At 63.5% G+C, this 24,608-nt stretch carries 21 protein-coding genes; 9 read left to right on the top strand and 12 right to left on the bottom strand.

The features are described from left to right. Nucleotides 1-12 precede the first annotated feature (12 nt). Nucleotides 13-990: a peptidyl-alpha-hydroxyglycine alpha-amidating lyase family protein gene (locus tag AC1VNY_RS09965; RefSeq protein ID WP_482405013.1), complete on the top strand. Its 978-nt coding sequence runs from the start codon at nucleotides 13-15 to the stop codon at nucleotides 988-990. A 162-nt stretch (nucleotides 991-1,152) separates the two neighbouring features. Here the strand turns inward: AC1VNY_RS09965 and AC1VNY_RS09960 are convergent, their stop codons facing one another. Next, nucleotides 1,153-2,913 (bottom strand): chloride channel protein, encoded by a 1,761-nt coding sequence (locus AC1VNY_RS09960; protein WP_482405012.1) that lies wholly within the window; start codon nucleotides 2,911-2,913, stop codon nucleotides 1,153-1,155. A 191-nt stretch (nucleotides 2,914-3,104) separates the two neighbouring features. Between AC1VNY_RS09960 and AC1VNY_RS09955 the strand changes: the two genes are divergently transcribed. After that, nucleotides 3,105-3,662, top strand: coding sequence for an HNH endonuclease (locus AC1VNY_RS09955; RefSeq protein WP_139486795.1), 558 nt, complete (start codon nucleotides 3,105-3,107; stop codon nucleotides 3,660-3,662). A gap of 54 nt (nucleotides 3,663-3,716) precedes the next feature. On the opposite strand, the gene AC1VNY_RS09950 is transcribed toward AC1VNY_RS09955, so the two are convergent. The 4 genes from AC1VNY_RS09950 to AC1VNY_RS09935 are packed head-to-tail and all read right to left on the bottom strand — an operon-like array spanning nucleotide 3,717 to nucleotide 4,630. Continuing rightward, complete coding sequence (locus AC1VNY_RS09950) at nucleotides 3,717-3,929, bottom strand: hypothetical protein (RefSeq protein ID WP_028333636.1); 213 nt, start codon at nucleotides 3,927-3,929, stop codon at nucleotides 3,717-3,719. A 29-nt stretch (nucleotides 3,930-3,958) separates the two neighbouring features. Further along, the gene (locus tag AC1VNY_RS09945; RefSeq protein ID WP_482405011.1) at nucleotides 3,959-4,195 is read right to left on the bottom strand and encodes a hypothetical protein; all 237 of its coding nucleotides are present in this window, start codon (nucleotides 4,193-4,195) and stop codon (nucleotides 3,959-3,961) included. Then, a complete protein-coding gene (locus AC1VNY_RS09940; RefSeq protein WP_482405010.1) occupies nucleotides 4,192-4,419 on the bottom strand; it encodes a DUF6894 family protein in 228 nt (75 codons plus the stop codon). Before AC1VNY_RS09940 ends, AC1VNY_RS09945 begins: the two co-directional genes overlap by 4 nt. 16 nt (nucleotides 4,420-4,435) lie before the next feature. Then, nucleotides 4,436-4,630 (bottom strand): hypothetical protein, encoded by a 195-nt coding sequence (locus AC1VNY_RS09935; protein WP_482405009.1) that lies wholly within the window; start codon nucleotides 4,628-4,630, stop codon nucleotides 4,436-4,438. Nucleotides 4,631-4,853: 223 nt separating this feature from the next. Here AC1VNY_RS09935 and AC1VNY_RS09930 point away from each other — a divergent pair, with 223 nt between their 5' ends. Genes AC1VNY_RS09930 through AC1VNY_RS09915 form a run of 4 tightly spaced genes read left to right on the top strand, consistent with a single transcriptional unit; the run spans nucleotide 4,854 to nucleotide 8,462 of the window. Next, the gene (locus AC1VNY_RS09930) at nucleotides 4,854-5,342 is read left to right on the top strand and encodes a MarR family winged helix-turn-helix transcriptional regulator (protein ID WP_482405008.1); all 489 of its coding nucleotides are present in this window, start codon (nucleotides 4,854-4,856) and stop codon (nucleotides 5,340-5,342) included. 2 nt (nucleotides 5,343-5,344) lie between these two features. Next, a complete protein-coding gene (locus AC1VNY_RS09925) occupies nucleotides 5,345-7,396 on the top strand; it encodes an FUSC family protein (protein WP_482405007.1) in 2,052 nt (683 codons plus the stop codon). After that, a complete protein-coding gene (locus AC1VNY_RS09920; protein ID WP_028333641.1) occupies nucleotides 7,393-7,599 on the top strand; it encodes a DUF1656 domain-containing protein in 207 nt (68 codons plus the stop codon). Before AC1VNY_RS09925 ends, AC1VNY_RS09920 begins: the two co-directional genes overlap by 4 nt. Further along, nucleotides 7,596-8,462: an efflux RND transporter periplasmic adaptor subunit gene (locus AC1VNY_RS09915; protein WP_038386664.1), complete on the top strand. Its 867-nt coding sequence runs from the start codon at nucleotides 7,596-7,598 to the stop codon at nucleotides 8,460-8,462. The genes AC1VNY_RS09920 and AC1VNY_RS09915 overlap by 4 nt, the downstream gene beginning before the upstream one ends. Before the next feature lie 19 nt (nucleotides 8,463-8,481). On the opposite strand, the gene AC1VNY_RS09910 is transcribed toward AC1VNY_RS09915, so the two are convergent. After that, complete coding sequence (locus AC1VNY_RS09910; protein ID WP_482405006.1) at nucleotides 8,482-9,345, bottom strand: tetratricopeptide repeat protein; 864 nt, start codon at nucleotides 9,343-9,345, stop codon at nucleotides 8,482-8,484. Between the two features lie 37 nt (nucleotides 9,346-9,382). Further along, nucleotides 9,383-10,036, bottom strand: coding sequence for a FecR family protein (locus tag AC1VNY_RS09905; RefSeq protein ID WP_170991508.1), 654 nt, complete (start codon nucleotides 10,034-10,036; stop codon nucleotides 9,383-9,385). A 445-nt stretch (nucleotides 10,037-10,481) separates the two neighbouring features. Between AC1VNY_RS09905 and AC1VNY_RS09900 the strand changes: the two genes are divergently transcribed. Continuing rightward, a complete protein-coding gene (locus AC1VNY_RS09900; protein WP_482405005.1) occupies nucleotides 10,482-14,978 on the top strand; it encodes a DUF5801 repeats-in-toxin domain-containing protein in 4,497 nt (1,498 codons plus the stop codon). 104 nt (nucleotides 14,979-15,082) lie between these two features. Here the strand turns inward: AC1VNY_RS09900 and AC1VNY_RS09895 are convergent, their stop codons facing one another. Then, on the bottom strand, nucleotides 15,083-16,852 hold the full coding sequence (locus AC1VNY_RS09895) for an alkaline phosphatase family protein (RefSeq protein WP_482405004.1): 1,770 nt from the start codon (nucleotides 16,850-16,852) through the stop codon (nucleotides 15,083-15,085). A 306-nt stretch (nucleotides 16,853-17,158) separates the two neighbouring features. Here AC1VNY_RS09895 and AC1VNY_RS09890 point away from each other — a divergent pair, with 306 nt between their 5' ends. Beyond that, entirely contained in the window at nucleotides 17,159-18,589 is a 1,431-nt protein-coding gene (locus AC1VNY_RS09890) for a cytochrome c peroxidase (RefSeq protein ID WP_482405003.1), read from the top strand. A 12-nt stretch (nucleotides 18,590-18,601) separates the two neighbouring features. Here the strand turns inward: AC1VNY_RS09890 and AC1VNY_RS09885 are convergent, their stop codons facing one another. The 4 genes from AC1VNY_RS09885 to AC1VNY_RS09870 all read right to left on the bottom strand — a co-directional run bounded on the left by AC1VNY_RS09885 (nucleotide 18,602) and on the right by AC1VNY_RS09870 (nucleotide 23,860). Next, the gene (locus AC1VNY_RS09885; protein ID WP_482405002.1) at nucleotides 18,602-19,288 is read right to left on the bottom strand and encodes a hypothetical protein; all 687 of its coding nucleotides are present in this window, start codon (nucleotides 19,286-19,288) and stop codon (nucleotides 18,602-18,604) included. A 120-nt stretch (nucleotides 19,289-19,408) separates the two neighbouring features. Beyond that, the gene (locus AC1VNY_RS09880; RefSeq protein WP_482405067.1) at nucleotides 19,409-21,460 is read right to left on the bottom strand and encodes an alkaline phosphatase family protein; all 2,052 of its coding nucleotides are present in this window, start codon (nucleotides 21,458-21,460) and stop codon (nucleotides 19,409-19,411) included. Between the two features lie 241 nt (nucleotides 21,461-21,701). Next, nucleotides 21,702-23,078 carry a cytochrome c peroxidase gene (locus tag AC1VNY_RS09875; RefSeq protein WP_482405001.1) on the bottom strand — a complete coding sequence of 459 codons (1,377 nt, stop codon included), beginning with the start codon at nucleotides 23,076-23,078 and terminating at the stop codon, nucleotides 21,702-21,704. Then, nucleotides 23,075-23,860, bottom strand: a complete 786-nt coding sequence (locus AC1VNY_RS09870) for an EfeM/EfeO family lipoprotein (protein WP_212060447.1) — start codon at nucleotides 23,858-23,860, stop codon at nucleotides 23,075-23,077. The genes AC1VNY_RS09875 and AC1VNY_RS09870 overlap by 4 nt, the downstream gene beginning before the upstream one ends. A 288-nt stretch (nucleotides 23,861-24,148) precedes the next feature. On the opposite strand from AC1VNY_RS09870, the gene AC1VNY_RS09865 reads away from it, so the two are divergent. Beyond that, nucleotides 24,149-24,595: a prepilin peptidase gene (locus tag AC1VNY_RS09865; RefSeq protein WP_482405000.1), complete on the top strand. Its 447-nt coding sequence runs from the start codon at nucleotides 24,149-24,151 to the stop codon at nucleotides 24,593-24,595. Nucleotides 24,596-24,608 lie beyond the last annotated feature (13 nt).

Below are 24,608 nucleotides of genomic sequence, written 5' to 3'. Positions count from 1 at the left end.
GGAGATAAGCCAATGCCAACCATCCTGGGCACCGGCGAACACCGCTATCGCGTCGTTGAGAATTTTGCAAAGCTGCCCGACGGCTGGAGCCTGACCGACGTCGCCTCCGTCGCGGTCGACAGCAAGGACCGCGTCTATGTCTTCAACCGCGGCGACCATCCGATGGTGGTGCTCGACCGCGAGGGGAATTTCATCAAGAGCTGGGGCGAAGGCGTATTCTCGCGCGCTCACGGCCTGCACATCGATGCCGACGACAATCTCTATTGCACCGATGACGGCGACCACACCGTGCGCAAATGCTCGACCGACGGCAAGGTGCTGCTGACGATCGGCATCCCGAACAAGCCGGCGCCATTCATGAGCGGCGAGCCGTTCCATCGCTGCACCCACACCGCGCTGTCGCCGAAGGGCGAGATCTATGTCTCCGATGGCTACGGCAATGCCTGCGTCCACAAATACACGCCGGATGGCAAGCTGATCAAAACCTGGGGCGAGCCCGGCACCGATCCCGGCCAGTTCAACATCGTGCACAACATCGCGACCGACGCCGACGGCTGGGTCTACGTCGCCGACCGCGAGAATCATCGCGTCCAGGTGTTCGACGGCAACGGCAAATACGAGACGCAGTGGAACAACCTGCACCGACCCTGCGCGCTGTGCTGCTGCGGCGGCGGCAAGCAGCCGAACTTCGTGATCGGCGAGCTCGGCCCCGGCATGGCGGTGAATCGCAAGGTGCCCAATCTCGGGCCGCGGCTGTCGATCGTGGATCACACCGGAAAGCGCATCGCGCGGCTCGGCGGCGAGCAAGGCCCCGGCGTCGAGACCGGAAAATTCCTGGCGCCGCACGGCATCGCGCTGGATTCACGCGGCGACATCTATGTCGGCGAGGTCGGCGTCACCGACTGGAAGACCAGCTTTCCGGACACCGAGATGCCGGCCGCAGTGCGCGTGACGCGATGCCTGCAGAAGCTGGAGCGGGTGACGGGGTAGCCGCGCTGTATTGAAGCAGAGCGCCTACTATATCACCGTCACCCTGAGGAGCGCGCATCGCGCGCGTCTCGAAGGTCGACGGCCACCAGCGGGGCCGTGCATCCTTCGAGACGCCGCTTCGCGGCTCCTCAGGATGACGGGTCGAAAAGCGCTCCCGCGCAATCAAATCTCGCCGATCACCTCGCGGCGGCGCTGCTCGGATTCTTCCGCATAGCGCCGCATGGCGTGCGCTTCGGTGAGCAGGCCGATCGGCCGCCGGTCGCCGGCGCCCTCGACCACGGCGAGGGATTCCGCTTCCGCGGCGTCGAACACCGCGATCGCCTCCTGGACGTTCATGCCGGGATGCAGCACCACGTCGGCGTAGCGCAGAATCGCGGCAAGGCCCTTGTCGGCCTCGAGATCCGGCGCGTGCGCTTCGGCGACCAGCGCAAGCCCGGCGTAATGCCCCTCGCCGTCGACCGCGACGACCTGGGTCTTCGAGCCCGGCGGGAATTCCTCGCGGAACGCCTCGATCGGCATCGCGGCGTTCACCGTCGTCATGTCCTGCCGCATCATCTTGCCGACCGTGAGATCGCGGATCCAGCCAATATCGGCGGCACTGCGGATGGTCTCGCCGCGCAGATGCAAACGCCAGGTCGCGAATGAATAGCCGAACAGCTCGCGCGTGATCGTGGTCGAGATGATGACCGCGACCAGCACCGCGGTCGTGAGCCAGAGGTTGCCGGTGGATTCCAACGCGATGAACGACATCGTGAGCGGGCCGCCGATCACCGAGGCCGACAGCGCGCTCATGCCGATCACCGCATAGGCGTTGGGATCGAGGTTCAGCCCCGGCCAAACGATGTCGACGCCGGCGGCGAACAGCCGGCCGCCGAGCGCGCCCATGAACAGCGTGGCGAAGAACAATCCGCCACGAAAGCCCGAGCCGAGCGAGATGATCGAGGCCACCGCCTTCAGCGCGAACACGCCGGCGATGAAGGCAAGCGGCATCGCCACGATGCCCGCGAAGCGCAGCGCGCCGTGGCCCGACGACATCACCTGCGGCGTCAATAGCGCCATCGCGCCGACCGCAAGCCCGCCGAGCGCCGGCCGCAACGGCGGCCACAGCCGGCTCTTGGTCAGCAGCGCCTCGCACAGCGTGACCCCGCGCATGATCGCAATGCCGGTCAGCGCCGCGACCATGCCGAGCAGCGCGGCAATCGCAAGATCCCGCCCGAGCACATCGCCGACGGTTCCGACGCCGACGCCGAGCGGTAGCGGCTCGAAGGCATGGGCGACGAAGTAGCCGGTCACCGCCGCCACGCCGACCGGGGTCAGGCTGGCCGGCGTATAGCCGCCGATCACTAGTTCGAAAGCGTAGAAGGCGCCCGCAAGCGGCGCGCTGAAGGCGCCGGCGATCGCCGCCGCCGCGCCGCATCCCACCATGATTCGCTGGTCGTTGCGGCGGAGGTGAAAGCCGCGGCCGAGCGAGGCGGCGAGGCCGCTGGAGAGCTGGGTATAGCCGGCCTCGAGCCCGACCGAGCCGCCGACGCCGCTCGACCAGATCGTCTGCAGCGCCACGATCACGCTGCCGCGGAACGACATCCGTCCGCCATAAAGCGCGTTGGCCTCGATCGGGTCGATTTCGCGGGCCGGCCGGACCCGGAGCAACAGAAGGAACGCAAATCCCAGCAGCAGGCCGCCGATCGTGGGAACCACGAGCGCGCGCACGAGATCGATGCTGGGCTGGCTCGACAACCGGTCGCCGAGCTGCAGATTGAACAGCACCGAATGCAGCACCGTGACGAGGCCGCTCATGACCGCCACCACGAGGCCACCAATGGCGCCGATCAGCACCGCCAGCACCACAAGGCTCGTCTCGTGCGCGCGCACGAACGCGCGCAACCGGCGCGGCGCCTCAAGATAGCTCGACGTCGTGGTCATCGGCAGGGTCCGTCACTGGCCGACAGGGCCTTGCGGCTCCCTTTACGGGCCTCGCGGGCGGGAGGCAATCGGGGCAGGAACATGGCAGGGCGCGGCGGATAAGCCGCTCATTGCTCTTCACAATCCCGTCACGCTGCCTGTAGTATGTGAGTGCATGCTGCTTCGCAGCTAATGGGAGTCAGGAGCGTTATTTGAACGCACATGTCTCGCAAGGCGGTTGGCCGGTGCTGGTCTTGAATGCGGACTTCCGGCCGCTGAGTTATTACCCGCTGTCGCTCTGGTCCTGGCAGGACGCGATCAAGGCGGTGTTCCTCGATCGTGTCAACATCGTCGAATATTACGACCGCGCGGTACGAAGTCCTTCCTTCGAAATCCAGTTGCCGAGCGTCGTATCCCTCAAGTCCTTCGTCAAGCCGACCACCCACCCTGCCTTCACCCGGTTCAACGTCTTCCTTCGCGACCGATTCAGCTGCCAATATTGCCTGTCGGCCGACGACCTCACCTTCGATCACATCATTCCGCGCAGCAAGGGTGGCCAGACCACCTGGGAGAATGTCGTCGCCGCCTGCTCGCCCTGCAATCTGCGCAAAGGCAATCTGACGCCGCAGCAGGCCAAGATGTTTCCGAAGCAGACGCCCTACGCACCGACCGTGCATCAGCTGCATCGCAACGGCCGGCTGTTTCCGCCGAACTATCTGCACGAGAGCTGGCTCGATTATCTCTACTGGGATACTGAGCTCGATCCGTAGAGCGCGCTGGTCCGCGTCGTCCTCACACCGAATGCAAGCCGTACTGCTGTGGTTTCAGGCGGGCCGCTTGGTGAGCGCTGCCTCGCCCTCCTCGCGTCCGGGTACGCTGACGTGGACCTCGTGCCCCATCCTGATCGCCAGAGCCGCGGCGGCCGCAGCCGATTCGAATGCAGCTTCCTTGGTGGCGTATCCGCCGTTGAGATTGCCGTCGTGCAGGACGCCCCATTCCTCACCGGCCGCAATCACCGCATATTGAGCCAATCCCATCGTCTCCTCCTTGCGCGAGCGGCGCTGCGTCAGGTCTCATTCCGCTTGTATCTCTCGCGGACGATCTCCTCGCCGGCCTGCACCGCGCGCCTGCTGCGAAAATGGTGCTGAAGCACGCCGAAGATCAAAGCGGTCAGAAGCACGAGCGCTCCGATGCCGTAGATGATTTCAAGGCCCATATCCATTCGGTCTCTCCAAGCCCTGTTCTCAAAGCCTTGCTCTCGAAGCCTTGTTCTCTTGCCGCCCGCCGGGGCGGCATCGTTCATCCGCTCTTCTCGGCGCTGTCGATGCTTTCGCGGTGAATTTCGCGGGCGTCGCTGCCGATCACCGAGATGAAGTAGCCGCGTCCCAGATATTCCTGTCGGGTCTCGGCAAGGTCGATGGCGAGCCGCTTGGCCACGGCAATGGCTTCATCGCGGTCGGCAACCGGCTGGCCGGTTGCATCGATCACGCGCTCATCATTCACGATCGCGAAGTGAACGGCGGGCATTCGCTATCTCCGCGCATCACTGCGTGTTCGATTCATGCCACTTTTCCAGATCCGGCTTCTCGTCTCCGGAGCCCTTCGCGTCTCCTGAGCGCCCCGCGTCTCCGGAGCGCTGCTCCTTCTCCGGGTTTCCCTTCCACGGCTTGTCGGTTTGCGCGTGGGAACCCCAGTCGCTCGGGCGTCCGGAATCTGGCGTGACGGGCTTTCTGTTCATGACAATCTCCTCAGGAACAGAAGCGTCTGTAACCCGATGCGTTCCTAACCGGCCGCGCTCAAGGTCCGCCCGCAACCGAGCCTGCGATCACCATAACCAGCGCATCGAGGTCGATCGTGCAGCAATATTGACGCTCCCTCACGCAGGATCGCATTCGCGTGATATCCGCGATGTTCGGAGATATATTATTGCATCCTAATAGTTCGCATCCTATCTAATTTGCATGCCGCCTTCGCAATCCCATATCCACGCCGAGATCGGTCGCCTGGTGACCAGGCTCGCCCGGATCTGGCGCCGCGAGTCGGATCAGGCCTTATCCGACCACGGCCTGTCCTACGCGATGGCGATTCCGCTGCTGGTGTTGTCGCGCCAGGGGGAAACCGTCCGGCAGGGCGTGCTGGCCGATGAACTGGGAATCGAGGGGCCCTCACTGGTGCGGCTGATCGATCTGCTCCAGTCCGAAGGCTTCGTCGAGCGTCGCGAGGACCCGACCGACCGGCGCGCCAAGACGCTGCATCTCACCACGACCGGCGAAGCCAAGGTCGAGGAGATCAACCGGGTACTGCGCCGCGTGCGGGCCGGCCTGCTGAAGGATATCGGCAGCGCGGAACTTGCGGTAACCTTCGAGACGCTGCAGCTCATCGAGCAGCGGGCGAGCCGTCTGCAGGACGCCAGGACTGCACCAGCCAAGACTGCTCCAGAGGCGAAATAGTCATGCGCGCGGAAGAGCCGTTCCTGGTCCGCCACGCGGACCTCGTCTTCGCGTTGAAGACGTTCGCGGCGTCGATGCTGGCGCTCGTCATCGCCTTGGCGATCGATCTGCCGCGCCCCTATTGGGCGATGGCGACGGTCTACATCACCTCCCAGCCGCTGGCCGGCGCGACCAGCTCGAAGGCGTTCTTCCGCGTGATCGGCACGCTGGTCGGCGCGAGCGTCACGGTCGCCCTGGTGCCGAACCTGGTCAATGCGCCGGAACTGCTGTGCCTCGCGATCGCGCTCTGGGTCGCGCTCTGCCTTTATCTGTCGCTGCTCGACGGCACGCCGCGCAGCTATGTCTTCATGCTGGGCGGATATACCGTCGCACTGATCGGCTTTCCGTCGGTGGCTGACCCGGGCAGCATCTTCGATGTCGCGCTGGCACGGGTCGAGGAAATCTCGCTCGGCATCATCTGCGCGAGCCTGGTATCGACAGTGGTGTTTCCGCGCAGCGTCGCGCCGGCGGTCGGCGGCCGCGTCAGGAGCTGGCTAGCGGATGCGCGCCGCCTGTCGCGCGACGTGCTGCTTGACCGCGGGACCAGCGAGACGCGCCGGGCCCAACGCCTTCGTCTTGCGACCGACATCGTCGAGATCGATATGCTGGCGACCCATGTCTCCTATGACCGCCTGGCCGACGTCGGCACCGTGCGTGGCCTCGGTGAGGTCCGGCTGCGCATGCTGATGCTATTGCCGATCATCACGTCGATCGAAGACCGGCTTGCCGCAGTCAGCGAGGCGGCGCTGCAAAGGCAACCGGAGCTACGGCGCCTGATCGACGATCTCGCCGCATGGATCGTGGACGAGGATCGCCAGCGGCAATCCGGCGAGCAGATCCGCGCCGCAATCGCCGAGCGGCAATCCGCGCTCGACGGCGTCGCGTCGCGGGAGCGCATCATCATGATCAGCCTGCTGCTCCGGCTGCGCGAGCTTGTCGACATCTCGGCCGACTGCCGCGCAATAGGTGATGCGATTGCCGCGGGCCGGGACATCTCCACCGTCTCGCTGGCGTTCCACCCGGAGTCGGGGGCCGCGCCGGTCCGTCATCGCGACCACGGCATGGCGCTATGGTCCGCCGCGGGGGCGGCGGTGGCCATCCTGATCTGCTGCGGTCTGTGGATTGCGACCGGCTGGGCCGATGGCGCCTCGGCGCCGATGATGGCGGCGGTCGCCTGCTCCTTCTTCGCCGCGCAGGACGAGCCGGCGCGCAGCATCCGGGCCTTCGGACTGTTTTCGCTGGTCGCGATCGTCGTCGTCGCGATCTACCAGTTCGCACTGGTGCCGGGCATCTCCCATGTCGAGGTCCTGATCGCAGCGCTGGCGCCGACCTTCCTCCTGTACGGTTTTTTGATCGCACGGCCAAAAACCGCGCCGATCGGCATGGCGCTCGCCGCCAACACCGCGACGCTGCTCGCACTGCAGTCGACCTACAGCGCGGATTTCGCCAGTTTCGCCAACACGTCGGTCGCCTTCTTCCTCGGTGTTGTCATCGCGGAGATCGTGACGCGGATCGCGCGCGGCGTCGGCGCCGAATGGATCGCCAAGCGGCTGATGACGTCGAGCTGGCAGACGCTCGCGGTCGCGGCCGAGCGACGCGGCCACGGCGATCGCGCGCAGTTTGCCGGCCTGATGCTGCATCGGCTCGGCCTATTGGTCCAGCGGATCGCCTTCATCTCCGAGAGCGACCGCCGCGATGCCGACAGCCTGGTCCAGTTGCGCATCGGGCTCAACATCATCGACCTCCGGCGGGCCCGTTACGGCCTCGCCGCGTTGACCGTGCGTGCCATCGACAACATGCTGGACGACCTCGCGGCGGCGTTTCGCGCCCATGCGGACGAGGCAATGTCGGCCGAATTGCTGACGTCCATCGATGCAGCGCTGTCCGCGGTCGTCAAGGATCCCAATGAGCGCGCGCGGGACGATGCGTTGCTCGGCCTCGTCGGCATCCGCCGCGGCCTGTTTCCGGATGCGCCCGCCTATCGATCGCAGCCCGAGGAGAGTTTTGCCGCATGAGATATGAGCTCGACATTTACGGCGTGCTCGTTCCGGCGCTGCTGCTGTGGCTGATCGTTGCCTATGCGCTGAGCGCGGTGGTGAGCCGGATCATGCAGCGCTTCGGGTTCTACCGGCTGGTGTGGCATCGCGCGCTGTTCAATTTCGCCCTGTATGTATGCCTGCTCGGCGTCGTGGTTTATCTTTCGGAGTTTCTGCCATGAAGGGGAATTTCGCCTGGCTCGGCCGGGTTGCGCTGACCGCGGTCGCCGTCATCGCCGCACTCGCTGTCGCTCGCGCGCTCTGGGTCTACTATATGGAATCGCCATGGACCCGCGACGGCAGGGTCCGCGCCGACGTGATCCAGGTGGCTCCCGACGTCTCCGGATTCGTCACCGACGTGCTGGTCAAGGACAATCAGCCGGTGCGTCGCGGCGACATCCTGTTCCGGATCGATCGCGCACGCTTTGCCCTGGCGTTGCAGCAGGCCGACGCGGCGGTCGCCGGCCATCGCGCGACGCTGGATCAGGCCGACGCCGACCTCAAACGCTACAGCTCGCTGACCACCGATGCGGTGTCGCAGCAGAAGCAGGAGCAGGTTCTGGCGACGCAGCTGCAGGCCAAGGCGGCCTATGACCAAGCTGTCGCCGACCGCGCCGTCGCGCAGCTCAATCTGGATCGCAGCGAGGTGCACGCTTCGGTGAACGGCACCATCACCAATATGGACCTGCGGCCGGGCGCCTACGTCACCGCAGGCAAGGGCGTGATGGCGCTGGTCGACACCGACACGCTGCACGTGGAAGGCTATTTCGAGGAGACCAAGCTCGCGCGCATTCGCGTCGGCGACAAGGCGCAGATCCGGCTGATGGGCGAGCCGGTGCGGCTCACCGGACATGTCGAGAGCATTGCGGCCGGCATCGAGGATCGCGACCGCGCGGCGGGCGCGAGCCTGCTCGCAAACGTCAATCCGACCTTCAGCTGGGTTCGGCTCGCGCAGCGCATTCCCGTGCGCATCGCGCTGGACCATCTGCCGGATCGCATCGCGCTGGTCGCCGGCCGTTCGGCGACGGTCGAGATCATGGACTAGCCGGCCGGGCCGCACTCGCCTATCGCACGCCGTAGCGCGTGAAATCGTCGCCGATGCTGCCCTGGATCGCCTTGGCCGCCGCGATGTCGATATTGCCGCCGGCCTTGTCGCCTCGCTTCAACTTCGCGAGCCCCCGTCCATACAGTGCGCTTGCGAGCTTGGGGTCGATGCGAAGTGCGGAGCTGTAGTCGGCAATCGCCGCGCCAAGCTCGCCGGTCTTCAGATAGATCAGGCCACGCGAGTCATACGTCGCGGCGTTGGCGGGCCCCGATTGAAGGGCCTTGTTGCAATCCTCCAGCGCCGCCTGCAATTCGCCAAGGATGGCCCGGCTCCAGCAGCGTCCGCTCCACACCCCGTCCAGGTTCGGCTTGAGGCGAATGGCCTCATCGTAGTCCTGCACCGCGCGCGCATAATCGTTCTTCTTCAAATAGGCGCCGGCGCGGTTGGCGAAGGCCTCGCCGTAACTCGGGTTGAGCCTGATCGCCTGATCGAAGGCGTCGGTTGCGCGATCATATTCGCGCTTCCTGAGATAGGCCACGCCGCGGTTGTTGAACGGCTTGGTGTAGGTCGGATTGAGCTCGATCGATCGATCAAAATCCCGGATGGCGCCGTCGTAGTCCCCCTTGGCAGCGTAGGCGTTACCACGGTTGTTGTAGGCGATCGCGAGGCCGGCAGGGGTCATGTCCTGACCCGCATCGATCAGCGCCGTGCAGGCAGCAACGCGCGCGTCGGCCGGTGTGCGATCGAGGCCGCTGCACAATCCGATAGTGCGGAGATAGTTGTCCTTCTTCGGGTTCTGCGCGATCGCAGGCAACGCGGGGAGCATCGCAACGAGAAGCGATGTCAGGCTGACAATTGCGCCGACGCTTGCACGAAGTTTCATATCGGGCCTTACTTGCACGAAACGGGCTGCGCCTGGCCTAGCACCCTCGACAGATGTTTGGATTGAACTTGTGGAGAGTGTTTTGCTCAGGTTGCTGCGGCGTTCGTGTCCCGACCTTCCTGACCTTGCTCTTGCCCTCTTCAACGAGCGTGGCGAACTTCACCGTTCCATCGTCCGATATCTCGATGCGTGGCGTGGTGCCGCGAATGCCCATCGTTGCCACGGGAGTGTCAATCTTCATGTCGCCGGTCTTCGCAATGTTGCCGGCAACGAAGGTGAACGTCCCGTTGGTCAGTTTGAGCAAGGTCGAGTTTGACTTGCCGTTTGGATCGTACACAAACTCGGTCATCGCCATCTTGGCGTTGCTCGACAGATTGAACGAAGTGCCGTCGGTGAAATTGATCCCGACGCGTCCGTCAGCTCCAGTTTGCACCACGTCGCCCAGATAAACGGGGTCGCCAACCTGCGCCTGGGGTAATTTGCCGGGCAGCCCTGCCTGAACGACGACCGCACTCGGATGCTCGATCGTGACCGAACCGGTGGCGGCTACGACCCTTCCGATGAATTTCAATTGAATATTGTCGACCGCGGGCTGGGCCGGTTCGGTTTGCGCCTGCACCTGGCCGGGCGTGAGCGTTGCGAGTGCCAGGACGAAGCTTGCAAGCAATTGAACAATCAAATGGATGCGCACGATCCCCTCCTCGAGAAGGTCTTGTCGTGTCGTGGCTCGATGGGTGGTCGGGACCGCCGGGCCGAGACTGCAGGACCTTGAGTGCCAGACGAGTTGTCGCGGACAGGCCTAAATGCCTGACGCAGTTCGACTAAAAATTAATAAGTGGACAATTTGCATGGTAATCATACTATTAATTTTGTGGGGCTGCACGCGCGATAAAGGACAGCTGTTCTGTCATTTTCGTATTGCTCCCCGCAGTACTGGAATTCGATTTTTACTGCCGAATTTGGTTTCAATCAGGACGTTTCAGCGGACAAGCCTATGGCTGACGGCGCGGGGTTTTTCGCCGCGTGGCCGAACCAAGCCAAAATAAAAAGACTGCGGCACCACCTTCCGCTCGAACCGCCCAACAGGCAAAAAGCCAATGTTTGTTGCGTCCGGCGTAGAGTTCGGGGACGCGTGCATGGCCGTTTTGGGCCAGCCGCCCCGTGTTGTTGGCACTGTTTCGACGGCGATCGGTTGCGGCACGATCGCGCGTGCCCGCGGCGTACCGCTTCAAATCGTGGCTGGCGATCCCGTTCACCAGGGTGACGTCATCGAGGTCGGAGCCGGCGGGCGGATCGAAATCCGCCTGGTCGATGGCAGGGTGCTCAATTTGCCGGCCGGCACCCGGCTGGAGTTGGGCGACATCGCGCAGGATCCCGGCGGGGGCTTGCGGCCGGGCCCGTTCGCAAAAGCCAGAAGCCTCTTCCGCCTCATCGGCAGCCGGCTGGCAGGGTCTGGCGTCCTGACCGCGGACACACCGGTCGGCACCATTCGGGCCAGCGGCCTCGGCATGCTGTCATTGGCCGCCCTGACCTTCTCACTGCTGGAGGACGCCCGGGCCGCGGAGCCGAACGTCACCTTCCTGGACGACGACAACATCAAATACAAGGACCTCCACCACGGCGTGTTCGAGCTCGTGACCAAGGAGGCGATCCCCCGTCATATCATCGTCGAGGATCCTGAAGAGACGATCACTCTGAGCAGAAGAGGATCTTCCGTCGGCATAAGCCATGCCACGAATTCCCCTGCGCACATGGAGGAATTACGGGAGGCCCAACAGGAGACGCTTGCCTATTTCGAGAAGGGACCGGCATCGAAAGGGTCCGGCATGCCCGCTCTCGAAGGGGGCCAGCTGCTGCTGCCGATCAATTTTATTCAGCAGTCCCCGCTGTCGCCGGTGCAAGATACGCTCGGGCCGCTGCCGGTGGCGATCTTCGCGAAAAATGATCTCTTCAAGCTGCCGCCGGCTCCACCGAAGCTGAACCTCGGGGCGGGGCCGACTGAAATCGATACGGTGATATTTGACGACTTCAATGCGGCGAGCGGGACCTTTTCCGCGACCAGCATCAAGGGCGGCGCACTGAAATTCGGCATCAGCGGAGGCGCCACCGGCAATACGGTGCTGGGACAAGGGACATACGACGTATCGAGCGTCGGCACATTTGGTACGCTCTATCTCAACAGCGCCACCGGAAACTACACCTTCGTTCCGAACAATACCGCAATCAACGCGCTGAAAGCCAACACGACCCAGAGCTTCGTGATCACGGTGTCGGACGGCTCGCTCTCGGCCAGCGAGAGCTTCGACATCAGCATCCTGGGCGCCGATGACGCCTCCATCATTTCCGGCACCAAGGCCGGCTCGGCGGTGAGTGCGGTCGGCGTCAGTCATGCCTCGCCCGGCCTGCTCATCGCAAAGGGCACGCTCACCGACACCGACGTCGACGATCCCGCCAATACCTTCACCGCCGTGAACGCGCCGACGACAAGCGTTGGTGGCTACGGCTCATTCACACTGACAACGGCCGGCGTGTGGACCTATACGCTCGACAACGCCAACAGCTCCGTGCAAGCCCTCCATGTCGGCGACACGCTGACCGACAGCTTCACGGTGACCACGATAGGCGGTACCCCGCAGACGGTGACACTCGTCATCCACGGCCCGTTGATCGGGATCGGAACGGCGCCATCGCTGACGTTGAGCGAGACTCATCTGACAGCGACGACGCTGGACGACAACATCGCCGGCTCGGCACCGGACGCCGCGTTGACGACGACCTCAGGCGAGTTCTCGGCGGCATTCGTCACCGCACCGGGTCTGACGGTCAGCTACGCACTGACGATCACCGGCGGCAACGGTACGGCGTCAGGGCTGATCGACTCGCATACCGGTCTCGCTGACCTGCTGGTTCTGAACGGCAACACCATCGAAGGCCATGTCGGCACAGCAAGCGGAGCGCTCGCGTTCACCATCACGGTTGACCCGGCCACGGGTCGCGTGACCTTCGTCGAGCACCGCGCAGTCGAACAATCGTCGGGCACCAGCCCTGACAGCGGCGAAGGGATCGCGCTGGGGACCGGCCTCGTCAACCTGATCGCGACGGTCACCGAGAGCGACGGCCAGTACCAGGATCTCAGCATCGATCTCGGCAAGCAGCTGACAATCACGGACGATGGCCCGCGCATCGAGGCGGCGGGCACGGCTCCATCGCTGACGCTGAGTGAGACGCATCTGACGGCAACAGCGCTGGACGACCACATCGCCGGCTCGGCACCGGACGCGGCGTTGACGTCGACTTCCGCCGATTTCTCGACGGCGTTCACTTCGGTGCAAGGCGCCGATGGCGCGACCATCCGCTACGCGCTGACGATCACCGGCGGCAACGGCACGGCGTCGGGGCTGATCGACTCGCATACCGGCCTCGCTGACCTGCTGGTTCTGAACGGCAACACGATCGAAGGCCGCGTCGGCGCGACCAACGGCACGCTGGCATTCACCATCACGCTCGATCCAGCCACGGGACGCGTGACCTTCACCGACTACCGGCCGGTGGAGCAGCCGCTCGGCACCAGCCCGGACAGCGGTGAAGCCGTATCGCTGGCCGCGGGCCTCGTGAGCCTGAACGCCACGATCACGGACAAGGACGGCGACTTCCAGAGCGCTAGCCTCGACCTCGGCAGCAGGCTAAGCATCAGCGACGATGGCCCCTGCATCCGGGCCAATTGCACCGCTCCGTCGTTGACGCTGAGCGAGACGCACCTGACGGCAACGGCGCTGGACGACCACATCGCGGGCTCGGCGCCGGACGCCGCGCTGACGAAAATTTCCGCCGATTTCTCGACGGCGTTCACCTCGCTCCAGGGCGCCGACGGCGCGACGACTCACTATGCACTGACGATCAACGGAGGTGACTGCACCCCATCCGGTCTGATCGATTCGCATACCGGCTGCTCCGACGTGCTGGTTCTGAATGGCAACACCATCGAAGGCCATGTCGGCACGGCAAGCGGGGCGCTGGCATTCACCATCGCGGTTGATCCGGTCACGGGATGCGTCACCTTCACCGAATATCGCGCGGTGACGCATCCGTCCTGCGACAACCCTGACAGTGGCGAAGCCGTGTCGCTGACCGCCGGCGTCGTAAGCCTGGTTGCCACCATCACGGACAAGGATGGCGACTTCCAGAGCGCGTGCATCGACCTCGGCAAGCAACTGACGATCACGGACGATCACCCGAGCATTTGCGGCTTCCCGGAGACCTTCGTTGCTGCTCAGGACCATCAGACTGCGACAGGCACCTACGATATCAATTTCGGCGCGGATGGCGATGCCGCGATGTTCGTTGCCGTCCACAACGGTCCAGTAGGCTGCACGGGATATGATCTGGCCACGTCATGCCTGGGCAACGGCGTTACCGCGGTGCACGTCACCGGACATGGCGATGATTACAACTTCTACTATACGACCCATGAGGTGGGCGGCGGCGTCGAACTCGACGCGTATCTAACCGATTGCGGCGGCAGGCTGGACGATCCGTATTTCAAGTTGCTGATCGATCCGGATGGAACCTTCTGCTTTGATCTCGAGCACGCCGGGCCGTCGAAGGACGTCACCGTCAGCGGCTCGGATTTTGATGCCCCGATTTGCGGTACGCCGTCATTGACTGCTCCGGACGGACAACTGGTGATTACCGGGTCCGACTGCGCCGGCCATCCGCTCGATGTCAAGGCATCGGACTGCGGTATTGCGGTCGGCGACAGCGGATTGCAAATGGACCCGGCCGAGCAGTTGAACCTCGCGTTCACCGAGAAACAATCGCAGGTCAGCTTCAATCTCACTGAATGGCAGGGCTACGGCACCGCCGGTGTGATCTTCAAGGTTCTCGATGGCAGCGCCGACGTTCACGACTTCTGCATCGATGTTCCCAGGCCGCTCTGCGGCGGCGCCAGCTTCGTGGTCCAGGAGACATCGGATGCTTCGCTGATCGATACCTACTCCTTTGATGCCACGACGACGACATACACGCTTTACGTTGACAGGTCGTTCAGCCAAGTCCAGGTCGATTACGATAGGGTGGAGGCCGGGTGTCCCACCTTCGCGGTCAACAACATCAGCTATACCGAAAAGACCAGCATCAATGCGGATCTCCTGTTCGATGTGACGGCGGTCGATGCGGACGGCGATTCGGCTACGACCAACCTTCAGGTCGATATTCAATGTCACACGGCGGGGATGGACGCCTTCATATTTGCCGCCAGCCCGGACAGCCCCGCGCCGCCGGTCGGCGCCAGCGCTCCAGTGCCTGCCGTTAGCCCGATGTCGACGAGTGGCCACGAGGACGCGGCGTTATCTCAGGCCATGTTGCCCTTCGTAGACAGCGGAACGACCGGGCAGTCCTTTCATTTCGCGGAGCCTTCGAGTCTTGAACAGCAGGGAGCTGTGTCTCCTCCACAATTCGATCAAAGCCCCACGTGGTTCGGTCACGACGATTCAGCCGGATTTCAGCTGGCACAAGGAGTTGCAGTTGGTGGAACGCCGGCAATGGGGCCGGCTATCCCGGCGCAAACAGATTTCTTCCCGGACCATACGCCGGACACCGTCGTGACCCATCCGCTACACGATCTGATCATGTAGCGATCCCGTCGTGTAGAGATCCCTTCGTGTAGCAATCCCTTGGGCGCGTGGCCGGCACTCCGGCCCGCGTCGGACGTTGACGCGGGCCAGAACCGTTTCTCGTGTCAGTGCCAGCCCTCGCCGGCCTTCAGCGCCGCCGAGAGGCTGCGCACCGGGCGGGTCACCAGCGGGTCGAGGTCGAAGCGCTTTTCGAGCATCTTGAGGATCGACGTGGTGTCGAAGTCCTCATGCGCGACGCCCGACTTGTTGAAGCGCTTGGCGATCAGGAGCGCCGGAATCCGGGTGCCCGGGCCCCACTGGTCCGCAGCCTTGGCTTCGGCACCATGGCGGTTGAACGGCGGCGGCGGAACGTGATCCCACTGCCCGCCGAACTCGTCATAGGTGATGACGATCAGCGTGTCCTTGCCATCCGGCCCCTCGACAATCGCCTTGACCAGATCGACGAGATGCTGGCTGCCTTCGGACTCGCTGGTGTAGCCCGGATGCTCGTTCTCCTCGCCGATCGGCTTGATGAAGCTGACCTGCTTCAGCCGGCCGGTCTTGGCGGCCTGGATGAACTCAGCCTCGTCCTTCAGGTGATCCTTGCGGGCCTGCGTTCCGGGCGCGTAGTTGGCGAAGTAGTTGAACGCCTGATGGTGGTACTGGAAATCCACGTCCGGGCAGTTCGGAAACACGGCCGTGGAGACATGGTTCGGATCGGTGCAGGTCGTGCCGTTGCCGTTGGTCCAGCCCGAAGCGCCGACGTCGCCGTTGGCGTTGGACCAGCCGCCCGAATACCAGGCCCAATCGACGTGCTTTGCCGACAGCCGATCGCCGATGTTCGGCGTGTGCAGCGGCGGCAGGCGCTTGATGTCGGCGGTGCCCGGCGAATAAGGCTGATAGAACGGCTGCGTGGTATTGATCGCGTAGTCGCCGCAGGCGAGGCCCGCCGGCAGGCCGGCCTGATTGCACTTCGCCGTCAGCTGCGCATCCTTCACGGTCGAGAGCGGCGTGTAGAGCGGCGTGCTGGTCGGCATGCCGCTGGCATCGACGATCGAGTGGAAGTCGTTGGCGCTGCCGTCATTCAGGGCACCGACGAACTGCGGCGCCGCGGCGGCGACCAGGAACTGGTGGTTGAGGAACGAACCGCCGAACGCGCCCTGGAAGAAGCTGTCCGCGATGATGTAGTTCGGCGCGCTGTGGCCGTGGAGATAGGTGTAGATGGGCAGCTTCTTGGTGTCGTAATAGCCCATCACCAGACCCGCCGCGTCGCTGCCGGTCATGTAGCGGTTCTGCCGGCCGCCGTTGAGCTGGTACTGCTCGCTGTAGAAGCGGTGCACGATGTCCGCGGTGCAGCCGCCGGGGGCGCCGGTGCCGTTGAGGAAGCCATGGGCCGCGAAAGCGCCGAGCGGCTTCGGGCAGGTGGTAGCCGAGGTCGGAATGAAGTCGTTGATCTCGAACGGCTTGTTCTTGAACGCGCTCAGGATCGCGACCGTGCCCGTATTGTCGGTGCAGCTTGTCGGCTGCGGCGACGGAGAGGTCAGGTTGACGTCGTTCTGCAGCAGGCAAGAATAGACGGTCTGGTTGTCCTGCCGGACCTGCAGGGTGTGCGCCGAATCGGCATCCGATGTGCCGTTGATCCGGTCGCGGCCGACATCGCCCCAGTGGCCGTAGAGGTTATCGAAGCTGTGGTTCTCCTGATAGATGACGACGATGTGCTTGTACTGGCGCACGCCTTCATGACCGCGATCCCGTAGATCGCGCAGCTCGTCCCTGATCTCGTGCTTGAACTCATCAACGATCTTTTCGACCAAATTCTCTGCGTTTGCTACCGGCGAGATGGCAACGGCGCCAGCAACAACCGCGAGCGCCGGAATGGCTCCCCAAAGCCGCATAGTGCTCTCCTGATTTAGAAAGAAATAGAAATGGAGCTACACGCTATGCAAAACACATTTCGCTGGGATGACTGTTTTTCGACGCGCGCGCAAACGCGCGGAAAGATGCTCGCGCACCAACAGACTTTCATGCTGTCATACGCAGACTGCGTTGCGGTGCGCTGATCGAGCGTCATCAAACCGCAATCAAAATTCGTCTATCCAGTCAGATGGTCATTGATCCTGCCGACAGGGAACTGTCACCTCCGTGACATCTTCCGACGCACGGCAGCACATATGCATTTGTGACAGGGGCGTTTTCGCGCAATGGCTTGGGATATTCTGGCGTCCAGCTCCGGAAAACGTCGTGCGACAGCTGCCGATCGCGGCGTCAGACCGGCACGGGTCGCGTGGCTGGCACTCGTCGTTGCGCTGCTCCCGTTGCGCGCGACGGCGTTCCCGCTCGGCGGCGACCAGACCGTGCTGCCGGCCGGCACCGAATTTTCCGAGGAGGCGCTGGCGCGGCCGCGCGAACTCTTTCATTCCGAAGCCGTCGGCGGGCGAAAATCCTATTTGGTCAATCTCGGCGATCTCGCGTTCAACTCGCCTTCCATCCTGGGCGGCAAGGCGCGTCAGGCCGAGATGAGCTGCGGCACCTGTCACGTCAACGGCGCATCGAACCCGAAACTGTTCGTTCCGGGTGCATCCTCCCGCCCCGGCACCTTCGATACGACCAGCCTTGTCTTCAACGCGAAAACGTTCAACAGCATCCTCGATCCGGTGAGGATTCCGAGCCTGCGCGGCGCCCGCTTCCTCGCCCCCTATGGACATGACGGCCGCATCACCTCGCTGCGCGACTTCGTCTATAACGTCATCGTCAATGAATTTTCCGGTCCGAAGCCGCGCGACGAGGTTCTCGACGGCCTGGTCGCCTATATCAACGATATCGATTTCCTCCCCAATCCGAAGATTGCGCCCGGCGGCAGGCTTGCCGCGGAGGCGAGCCTGGCCGAGCGCCGCGGCGAGGCGCTGTTCTTCAAGCCGTTCCCGAAGCAGGCCGAGCTGAGTTGCGCCGGTTGTCATGTTCCGGGCGGTACCTTCAACGACCAGATGCGCCACGACGTCGGATCCGGTGGACTGGTGAAGACCCCGACTTTGCTGAACGCCAACTTCAACGCCCCGTATTTCCACGATGGCCGCTACGACAGCTATGAACAGGTGGTCGATCATTTCGATCGCGTGTTCGACCTCGAACTGTCGACCCAGGACGCCCAGGACCTTGTGGCCTATCTGAATGCGGTCGGCGACGGCGAACGCCCGTTCGACAAGGACGGCGTTATGCTCCGGATGAAAGAGGTGCTCGAGCTCTCGAGCGTCCTCGAGGTCGCGATCCCGGCTGCCGATACCGCGGTGGTGTCACTGGCCGTGACCGGGGTCGGGGCCGAACTGCGCGAACTGACCGAGCACATCCCGGACATCAGGAACACCGCGATCGGTGGCAAGGACGAGCGGCTGGCGGCGCGCGCGATCCTGAAGGACCTCGTTCTCACCCTGCGCCGCATCGATCTCAACGTCGCCGCCGGCCGTATCGACGATGCGATGGCGGAATATCGCAACTTTGCCCAGCTGGTGCATTTCGACGTACCCGTCGCCCTGAAAAAGGCCGAACCCTGGTCGCTGTTCAACAGCAACGTGCATCAGTCGCACTACACCGCGCTCGGTCGGATCCTGCCGGTAACAAGCCAGCAGTCGCAGTAACGGACGGCGTGCTCACTCCGAAGCCGGCGGCTCAACCCATACGTCGCTCTGCTGGATCCGACGGATCAGCGCTTGCGGGTCGAACTTGCGCAAGCCTGCGGGAATTTCAAATATTTGCGCCGCCTGCGGCTCGTCGCGGATGTGATCGACAGCGATCACCGTCCCATCCGCGGTCTTGATCCGTGCCGGAAATCTGCGCGCGCGGTCGATCCAGCCGACAAAGCTCAAACCGGACGGCGCGGCGATTCGAAAGACGTCGGTATTCTGCCCCGCGATGGTTTCCTCTCCATCGCGCTGGCAGTGCCACGTCGCGAGGTCGATCGGCGCGGACAGCCGCGCCATCGCCAGCCATTGCCGGCAGGGATCATCCGGATCGACCGGAATGAACATTTGGGTGAGCGGGCTCGATTGCCGCGCGTCCATGTAAACGCGTGCCGCCGGACGGACGAAATAGGCCACGGGCTTGCCCGTATCGATCAGGAAGAAGCCGTCGGGCAGCGCGGTTGTCTCGATCCGTGCTTTTCCGCCGGAGACCCGCAAGGCTCCCATGGCGGCTGACGTATCGTCCTTGTTCGCGACGAGGTCGGCGGAAAACTGCTGTGCCATGGCCGGGATCGCCGCGCTGGCCAGGATGGTGACGGCAAACAGGCCGGCCGCGACGCTGCTGCTGATCGAGCACGTCCTCTCGTTGCGTTTCATCGCATGTCTCCGGTCGATCAGGTGGTGGGCGGGTAGAACAAGACAGCGCCGACCGAACCATTGGTTCGATCGGCGCCGGCCTTGGATGGAGTCAGGTCCTCGCTGTGTGCGAGAGCTTGATCACTCGGTGTAGGACAACGTGACCGGCTTGCTGAAGTCGAACGCGTCGAACATGTCAGACAATGCCGGGCTGTTGGTCGGAACGTACTCGTTGTTCTTCGAATAGCTCGGGTTCGGCAGGTTGTCGCGGCTGCGGTTCGTGAGCGGCTGGAGAGCCCAGTTGCGTTCGATGAACTTCAGCAGCGAAACGTGGTCGGCGTAGTTGTGATTGACCTTGCCGCCCGTCGAATAGGGCGAAAGGATCAGGGTCGGAATGCGCGGTCCGTCGCCGAAGAAGTCGATGGACTGCTGGTAGCCGGAGTCCCAATAGCCGCCGGCCTCGTCCCAGGTGATGAAGACCGCGGTTTCAGCCTTCAGCTCCGGGTTGTTGTCCAGCGAGTTGAGCACGTTCAGGACATAGGCCTCGAACAGATCAACCTTCGAGCTCTGCGGATGACCGTCGAGCAGGCCGTCCGGCTTGCCAAACGACACCGCAGGCAGCGTGTTGTTCTGGATCGCCGTGATCAGATCGGCAGTGTCCTTCATGTGAGCCTGACGCACGGCCGGGTTGGCCATGATCGAGGTCGCATACTGGAACGGATTGCAGATCTGGCAGTAGGCGACACCGAGCGCGTGCGCCGGATCGGCGACCGCAGCGGCGCTGAGGTTCGGGTTCGACGGATTGGCGGCGACCGCGGCGTTGGAAAGCGCCACGGCGTCGTTAAACGCGCCGCCATAGAACGCCCAGGAGATGTTCTTCTCCATGAGCGCATCGCCGATCGTGCGGACCGACGACGGCGGCACGTTGTTGCCACCCGACAGCGCGCCGTTCGGCAGATAGCCCGGGTTGACGTTGTTGAGCATGTAGTAGTGGTTGGGCTTGCAGTTCGGCTCCGCCGCGTATGGCAGATTGTTGAGGTAGGTGACGATCGGCTTGACGCCGGGCTGGAAGACATCAGAGCAATTGCTCCAATTGCCGTCGACGGTGTAGCGGTTGACCGAACCCGCGACCGGATTCGGATTGGCGATCAGGTTGGCCGGCGGCGTCACCGGATTGCCCTTGCCGTCGCTCCAGAAGGCCGCGTCGCCGGTACCGAGCATGAAGTGGTTCGCGCCGGTGCCGCCGTGGAACGACTGGTGGAAGTTGTCGCTCAGGGTGAAGCGATCGGCGAGCATCTTCAGGACCGGAGCCTGCCCCTGCTGGGCGTTGTAGTAGCCCATCGAGTTGGCCATGCTCTTGTTGGATGCCGAATAGGTCGCCATCACGAACGGGAACAAATCGTTCAGGCAGCCCGAATTGTTCTTCTTGGTGGCGTTGGCGGCGCTGCAGTCTTCCTGCTGCCAATCCTGATAGAAGCGATGCGTCGAGTCGCCGGTGTAGTCGTCGTCGCTGATCTGCTCACCCTGCAGCTGGAACGGTCCGTTCAGACCGCCGGCGCCGGGAATGCGGGTATCCAGCACATTGGTCGGCAGGCCGCTGAAGCCGGTGGTGAGGATATCGAGATCGGCCGGGTCCATGTCCTTCTCGACGCTGGCCTCAGTGATCGTCTTGAACGGAGCGCCGGTGTCGCTCTGCGCGGTCGGCGTGCCGGCCGTGTTCGGCTGCGGCATCGGGTTGGTCGCGTTGTAGGGCGACTTCCCGATCGTCGGTGCGCCGATATAGTACAAGGGCTGGCCCGCGACCGAGGACTGCTGCGCCTGCGCAAAGTTCGGTCCCGGCGTTCCATCCTCGTTGACGATGCCCTTCGACAACAGGTTGGAGATGGTCTGACCCTTGCCCTTCGGCTTGTAGATACCGAAGGTGTGATCGAGGCCGCGGTTTTCACCGATCAGAATGATGACGTGCTTGATCGGCGACGCGGTCTTCACGCCGTGATCGCCGTCACCATGATGGCCATGGTTCTCGTGCTTCGCACGATCGCCCTCTTCGTGCGCCTGGTGATTGTGATGCGGACGCTTGTCCCAATCACTGCGGCCGCCCGGATAGTGAGCGGCATATGCGGCTGTTGCGACGAGCACCGTTGACGCGATGCAGAGCGCGGTGCTGGTTCGCCAGTGCTTTTTGTAATTCAAACTCATTGTCGACCTCAGGGTGTTTGCGGTTAGCAACACACACTGCTTAGTGCGACAATATGACGCATGGTTTTCGCTTACGTGAAAACGCGCGAGAAATTTCGAAACGTTCAAATATTTTCTGTGGAGACATCTGCCGCTGCGCTGCGGCTCCACGATTCAACGATGCAATCAGGGCTAGAAAATTGATCGAGCATCCGCGCCACGCCGCGGATCGCAAAATCATCACGTTACAATGCAATCAGCGCGAAAGGTGCTTGGAGCGCATCACCTGGCGAAGCGCAGCATAATGCTGGTCATGCACGTCTTGATTGAATAGCGACCATGGCTCGGCGCTGGCCAACAGCGCAGGCACCGCAGCAGCCATCAGATTGCGATAATTCCTGAACTCGGTGGCGGCATCCGCGTTGCGCCCTGCCGCAACCGCCATCTCGATTCGCCGCAGCGTGAGCACGAGCTCCTTGAGGCCGTTGCGCGCAAGCACGCGCTGCTGCTCGCCGCCCGAGACGCTGGTGTTCTTGCGATCGGGATATTGCTCGGTCAACTCGCGCAGTTCGCGACCGATCGTATCGACCGCCAGCGCGACGATGTCCTTGTCACCGGCAGGAATCGCGGTCGCGAGCACCATCGAGAAATCGTTGATCTCTTTCAGAGTTGCACCGGCACCGTCGCGCTCATAGGGCTGCACGCCATCGCCGACCGCCGTGAGATAGGCAACGAGGTCGCCCTTGTCCTGCGGCGAGAGGTCGAGCTGAAAAGTCCGGTCGAAATAGTCGACAACCTGGTTGTAATTGTCGAAGCGGCCGTCGTGAAAGTACGGCGCGTTGAAGTCGGCGTTGCGCAGCGTCGGCGTCTTGAACAGGCCGCCGGAACCGATGTCGTGCTGCTGGTGATCGACGAAGCCGGACGACGGAACGTGGCATCCCGCGCAGCTCAATGATGGATCGTGCGGGAACGGCTTCGCGAACAGCGCTTCACCGCGGCGCTCCGCGTCGCTGATCTTGCCGGCCAGCCGTCCGGCGGGACCAAGGCTCGGATTGGGCAGGAAGTCGATGTCGTGAATATAAGCAACGATCGCATCGAGCGTTGCCGGCGACGGCTCGGGACCTGCGAATTCGTTGGTGATGACGTTGTGGACGAAGTCGCGCAGCGAGGCGAAGCGGCCGTCGGCGCCGTAGGGCGCAAGATAACGGGCGCCGCGCAGGCTCGGGATCCGTACGGGATCGAACGCCAGATTGTTGGCCTTCGGATTGAACAACGGACCGGTGGTGTCGAACGTGCCGGGCCGGCTCGACATCTTCGGCATGAAGAATTTGGCGTTGTTCGCGCCATTGACGTGGCAGGTGCCGCAGCTCACGCCGGCCTGTCGCGCCACGTCACCGAGCAGCCCCGGCGAATTGAACGCGAGATCGCCGAGATTCACCAGATAGGACTTGGCTCCGGTCCGCTCGGACTGGAACACCTCGCGCGGCTTGTCGAGCGCATCCTCGTTCAGCTCGGTCGCAACAGGCAGCACGGTCTTGTCACCGTCGACCGGAAACGCCACCGCACGCCCGAGCAGTGCCAGGGCGATGACACCGGAGAGCAGCGCAGCCAGACGGAGGTGAAGCGATCTCATCGCGCCTGGGCCTCCAGGGTCGGCCGCTGCAGCCCGAGCTTTGCCGAGGCGCTCTGCAGCGCAACGACCAGTTCCTCGCTGGTCTGGCGCAGATCGGCAATGTTGACATGCGGCAGGTCGGGCGTGGCGACGATCGCTTCGAGCTGCTCGATCCGGTTGGTCACCATCTCGTCGAGCTTGCCGTCGACCGTGTTGAGCGCGGCCGAGAAGATCGTGTGGTAGGCGAAGTCGATGCCGGCGATGTTGTTGCGCATGTCGTCCAGCGAGGTGCCGCTGATGCGCGACTCGCCGCCATCGGCCTTGCTCTCTCCGACTTCGTAGGCGAGCCGCACCGTGCCATCCAGCAGGCCTTGCGGCGTCAGCTTGATGTCCTTGAGCTTGCCGTGCAGATCGTTCAAATGCTCGACAAGGCCGGTCGCATCGGCGGCAACGTCGGTGCTGGCAGCTCCGAACAGTTTCGCCTCGATGGCGTGGAACCCGCTGTCGGCATTCGGCCAGGCGTCGATCTGCGCGTCGAGCTCGGGCACGAAGCCTGCGGTGAACACCTCCGAGCGCTCCCAGCCGGCGCGCGCCGACAGCCAGGCCTTCTTCGCTCCAGGCAAATCCGCCGCCGCGGCGCGCTCGCGCAACGCACGCGCGCCTGTCAGCGCACTGGCGACGCCCTCGATCAAATATGGCCGGTAGCGCTCGGCGCCCTCCTCGAGAGCGCCGGCATTCGCGGCGCGCACGCCTGCGAACGCTGCCAGCAAAGCAAGGCACGCCGCCACTTGCATCTTGTGCATAGTCAACCCACTCGTCTGCCACGAAGGGCTCGCGGCATGTAGTGGGGCGAACTATTGTCGGTATCCTATGCGGATTTGTGACAGCGCGGACCTTTTGTCGCATCTTTTCTGCTTCGCCAGCGTCGGTGACGATCACAATCTCGCAAACTCGTTTGCGCTGCTGTAGACCGATCGAAATTGGACTGTTCAACGCGCGTGAGTTGTTGCAACACAACGCCCGCATCTGTCACATCTGTCGTCGCCATGCAGATTGATCGCGAAGCTCTTTATCTTATCGGATCTTACGGCGTGCTTTGCATACTCTGCTGCGCCGTCGCGCTGATCGATCTTCGCCACGGCATCATTCCCAATTGGCTGAACCTTGCGATCGCGGCGCTCGGTCTCGCAAACGTCGTCGTCACCGAAGGCACGATGGCCGCCTTCACCGCCATGGGAATCGCGGTCCTGGTCGGCGTCCTGTTCCTGCTATTACAGCGTGTTTACTTCGCCTTGCGGCAAGTCGACGGATTGGGGCTTGGCGACGTCAAGTTTCTTGCCGCCGCGGCGATCTGGGTCGGCGCGGCGGGCATTCCGACCCTGCTGCTGATCGCGGCACTCGCGGCGCTCGTTGTTGCCGGCGGTCTGCAACTCGCCGGTCACGAGATGAAGCGCCAGACCTCGATTCCGTTCGGCCCATTTCTGGCGCTCGGGCTTCTCGTGACGCCGGCCCTTCAGAGCTGGCTTGCGCTGAACTAGCGCCACGGCCGGA

The sequence above is a fragment of the Bradyrhizobium ferriligni genome (assembly GCF_056837965.1).
This window is presented reverse-complemented; position numbering and strand designations above follow the sequence as displayed.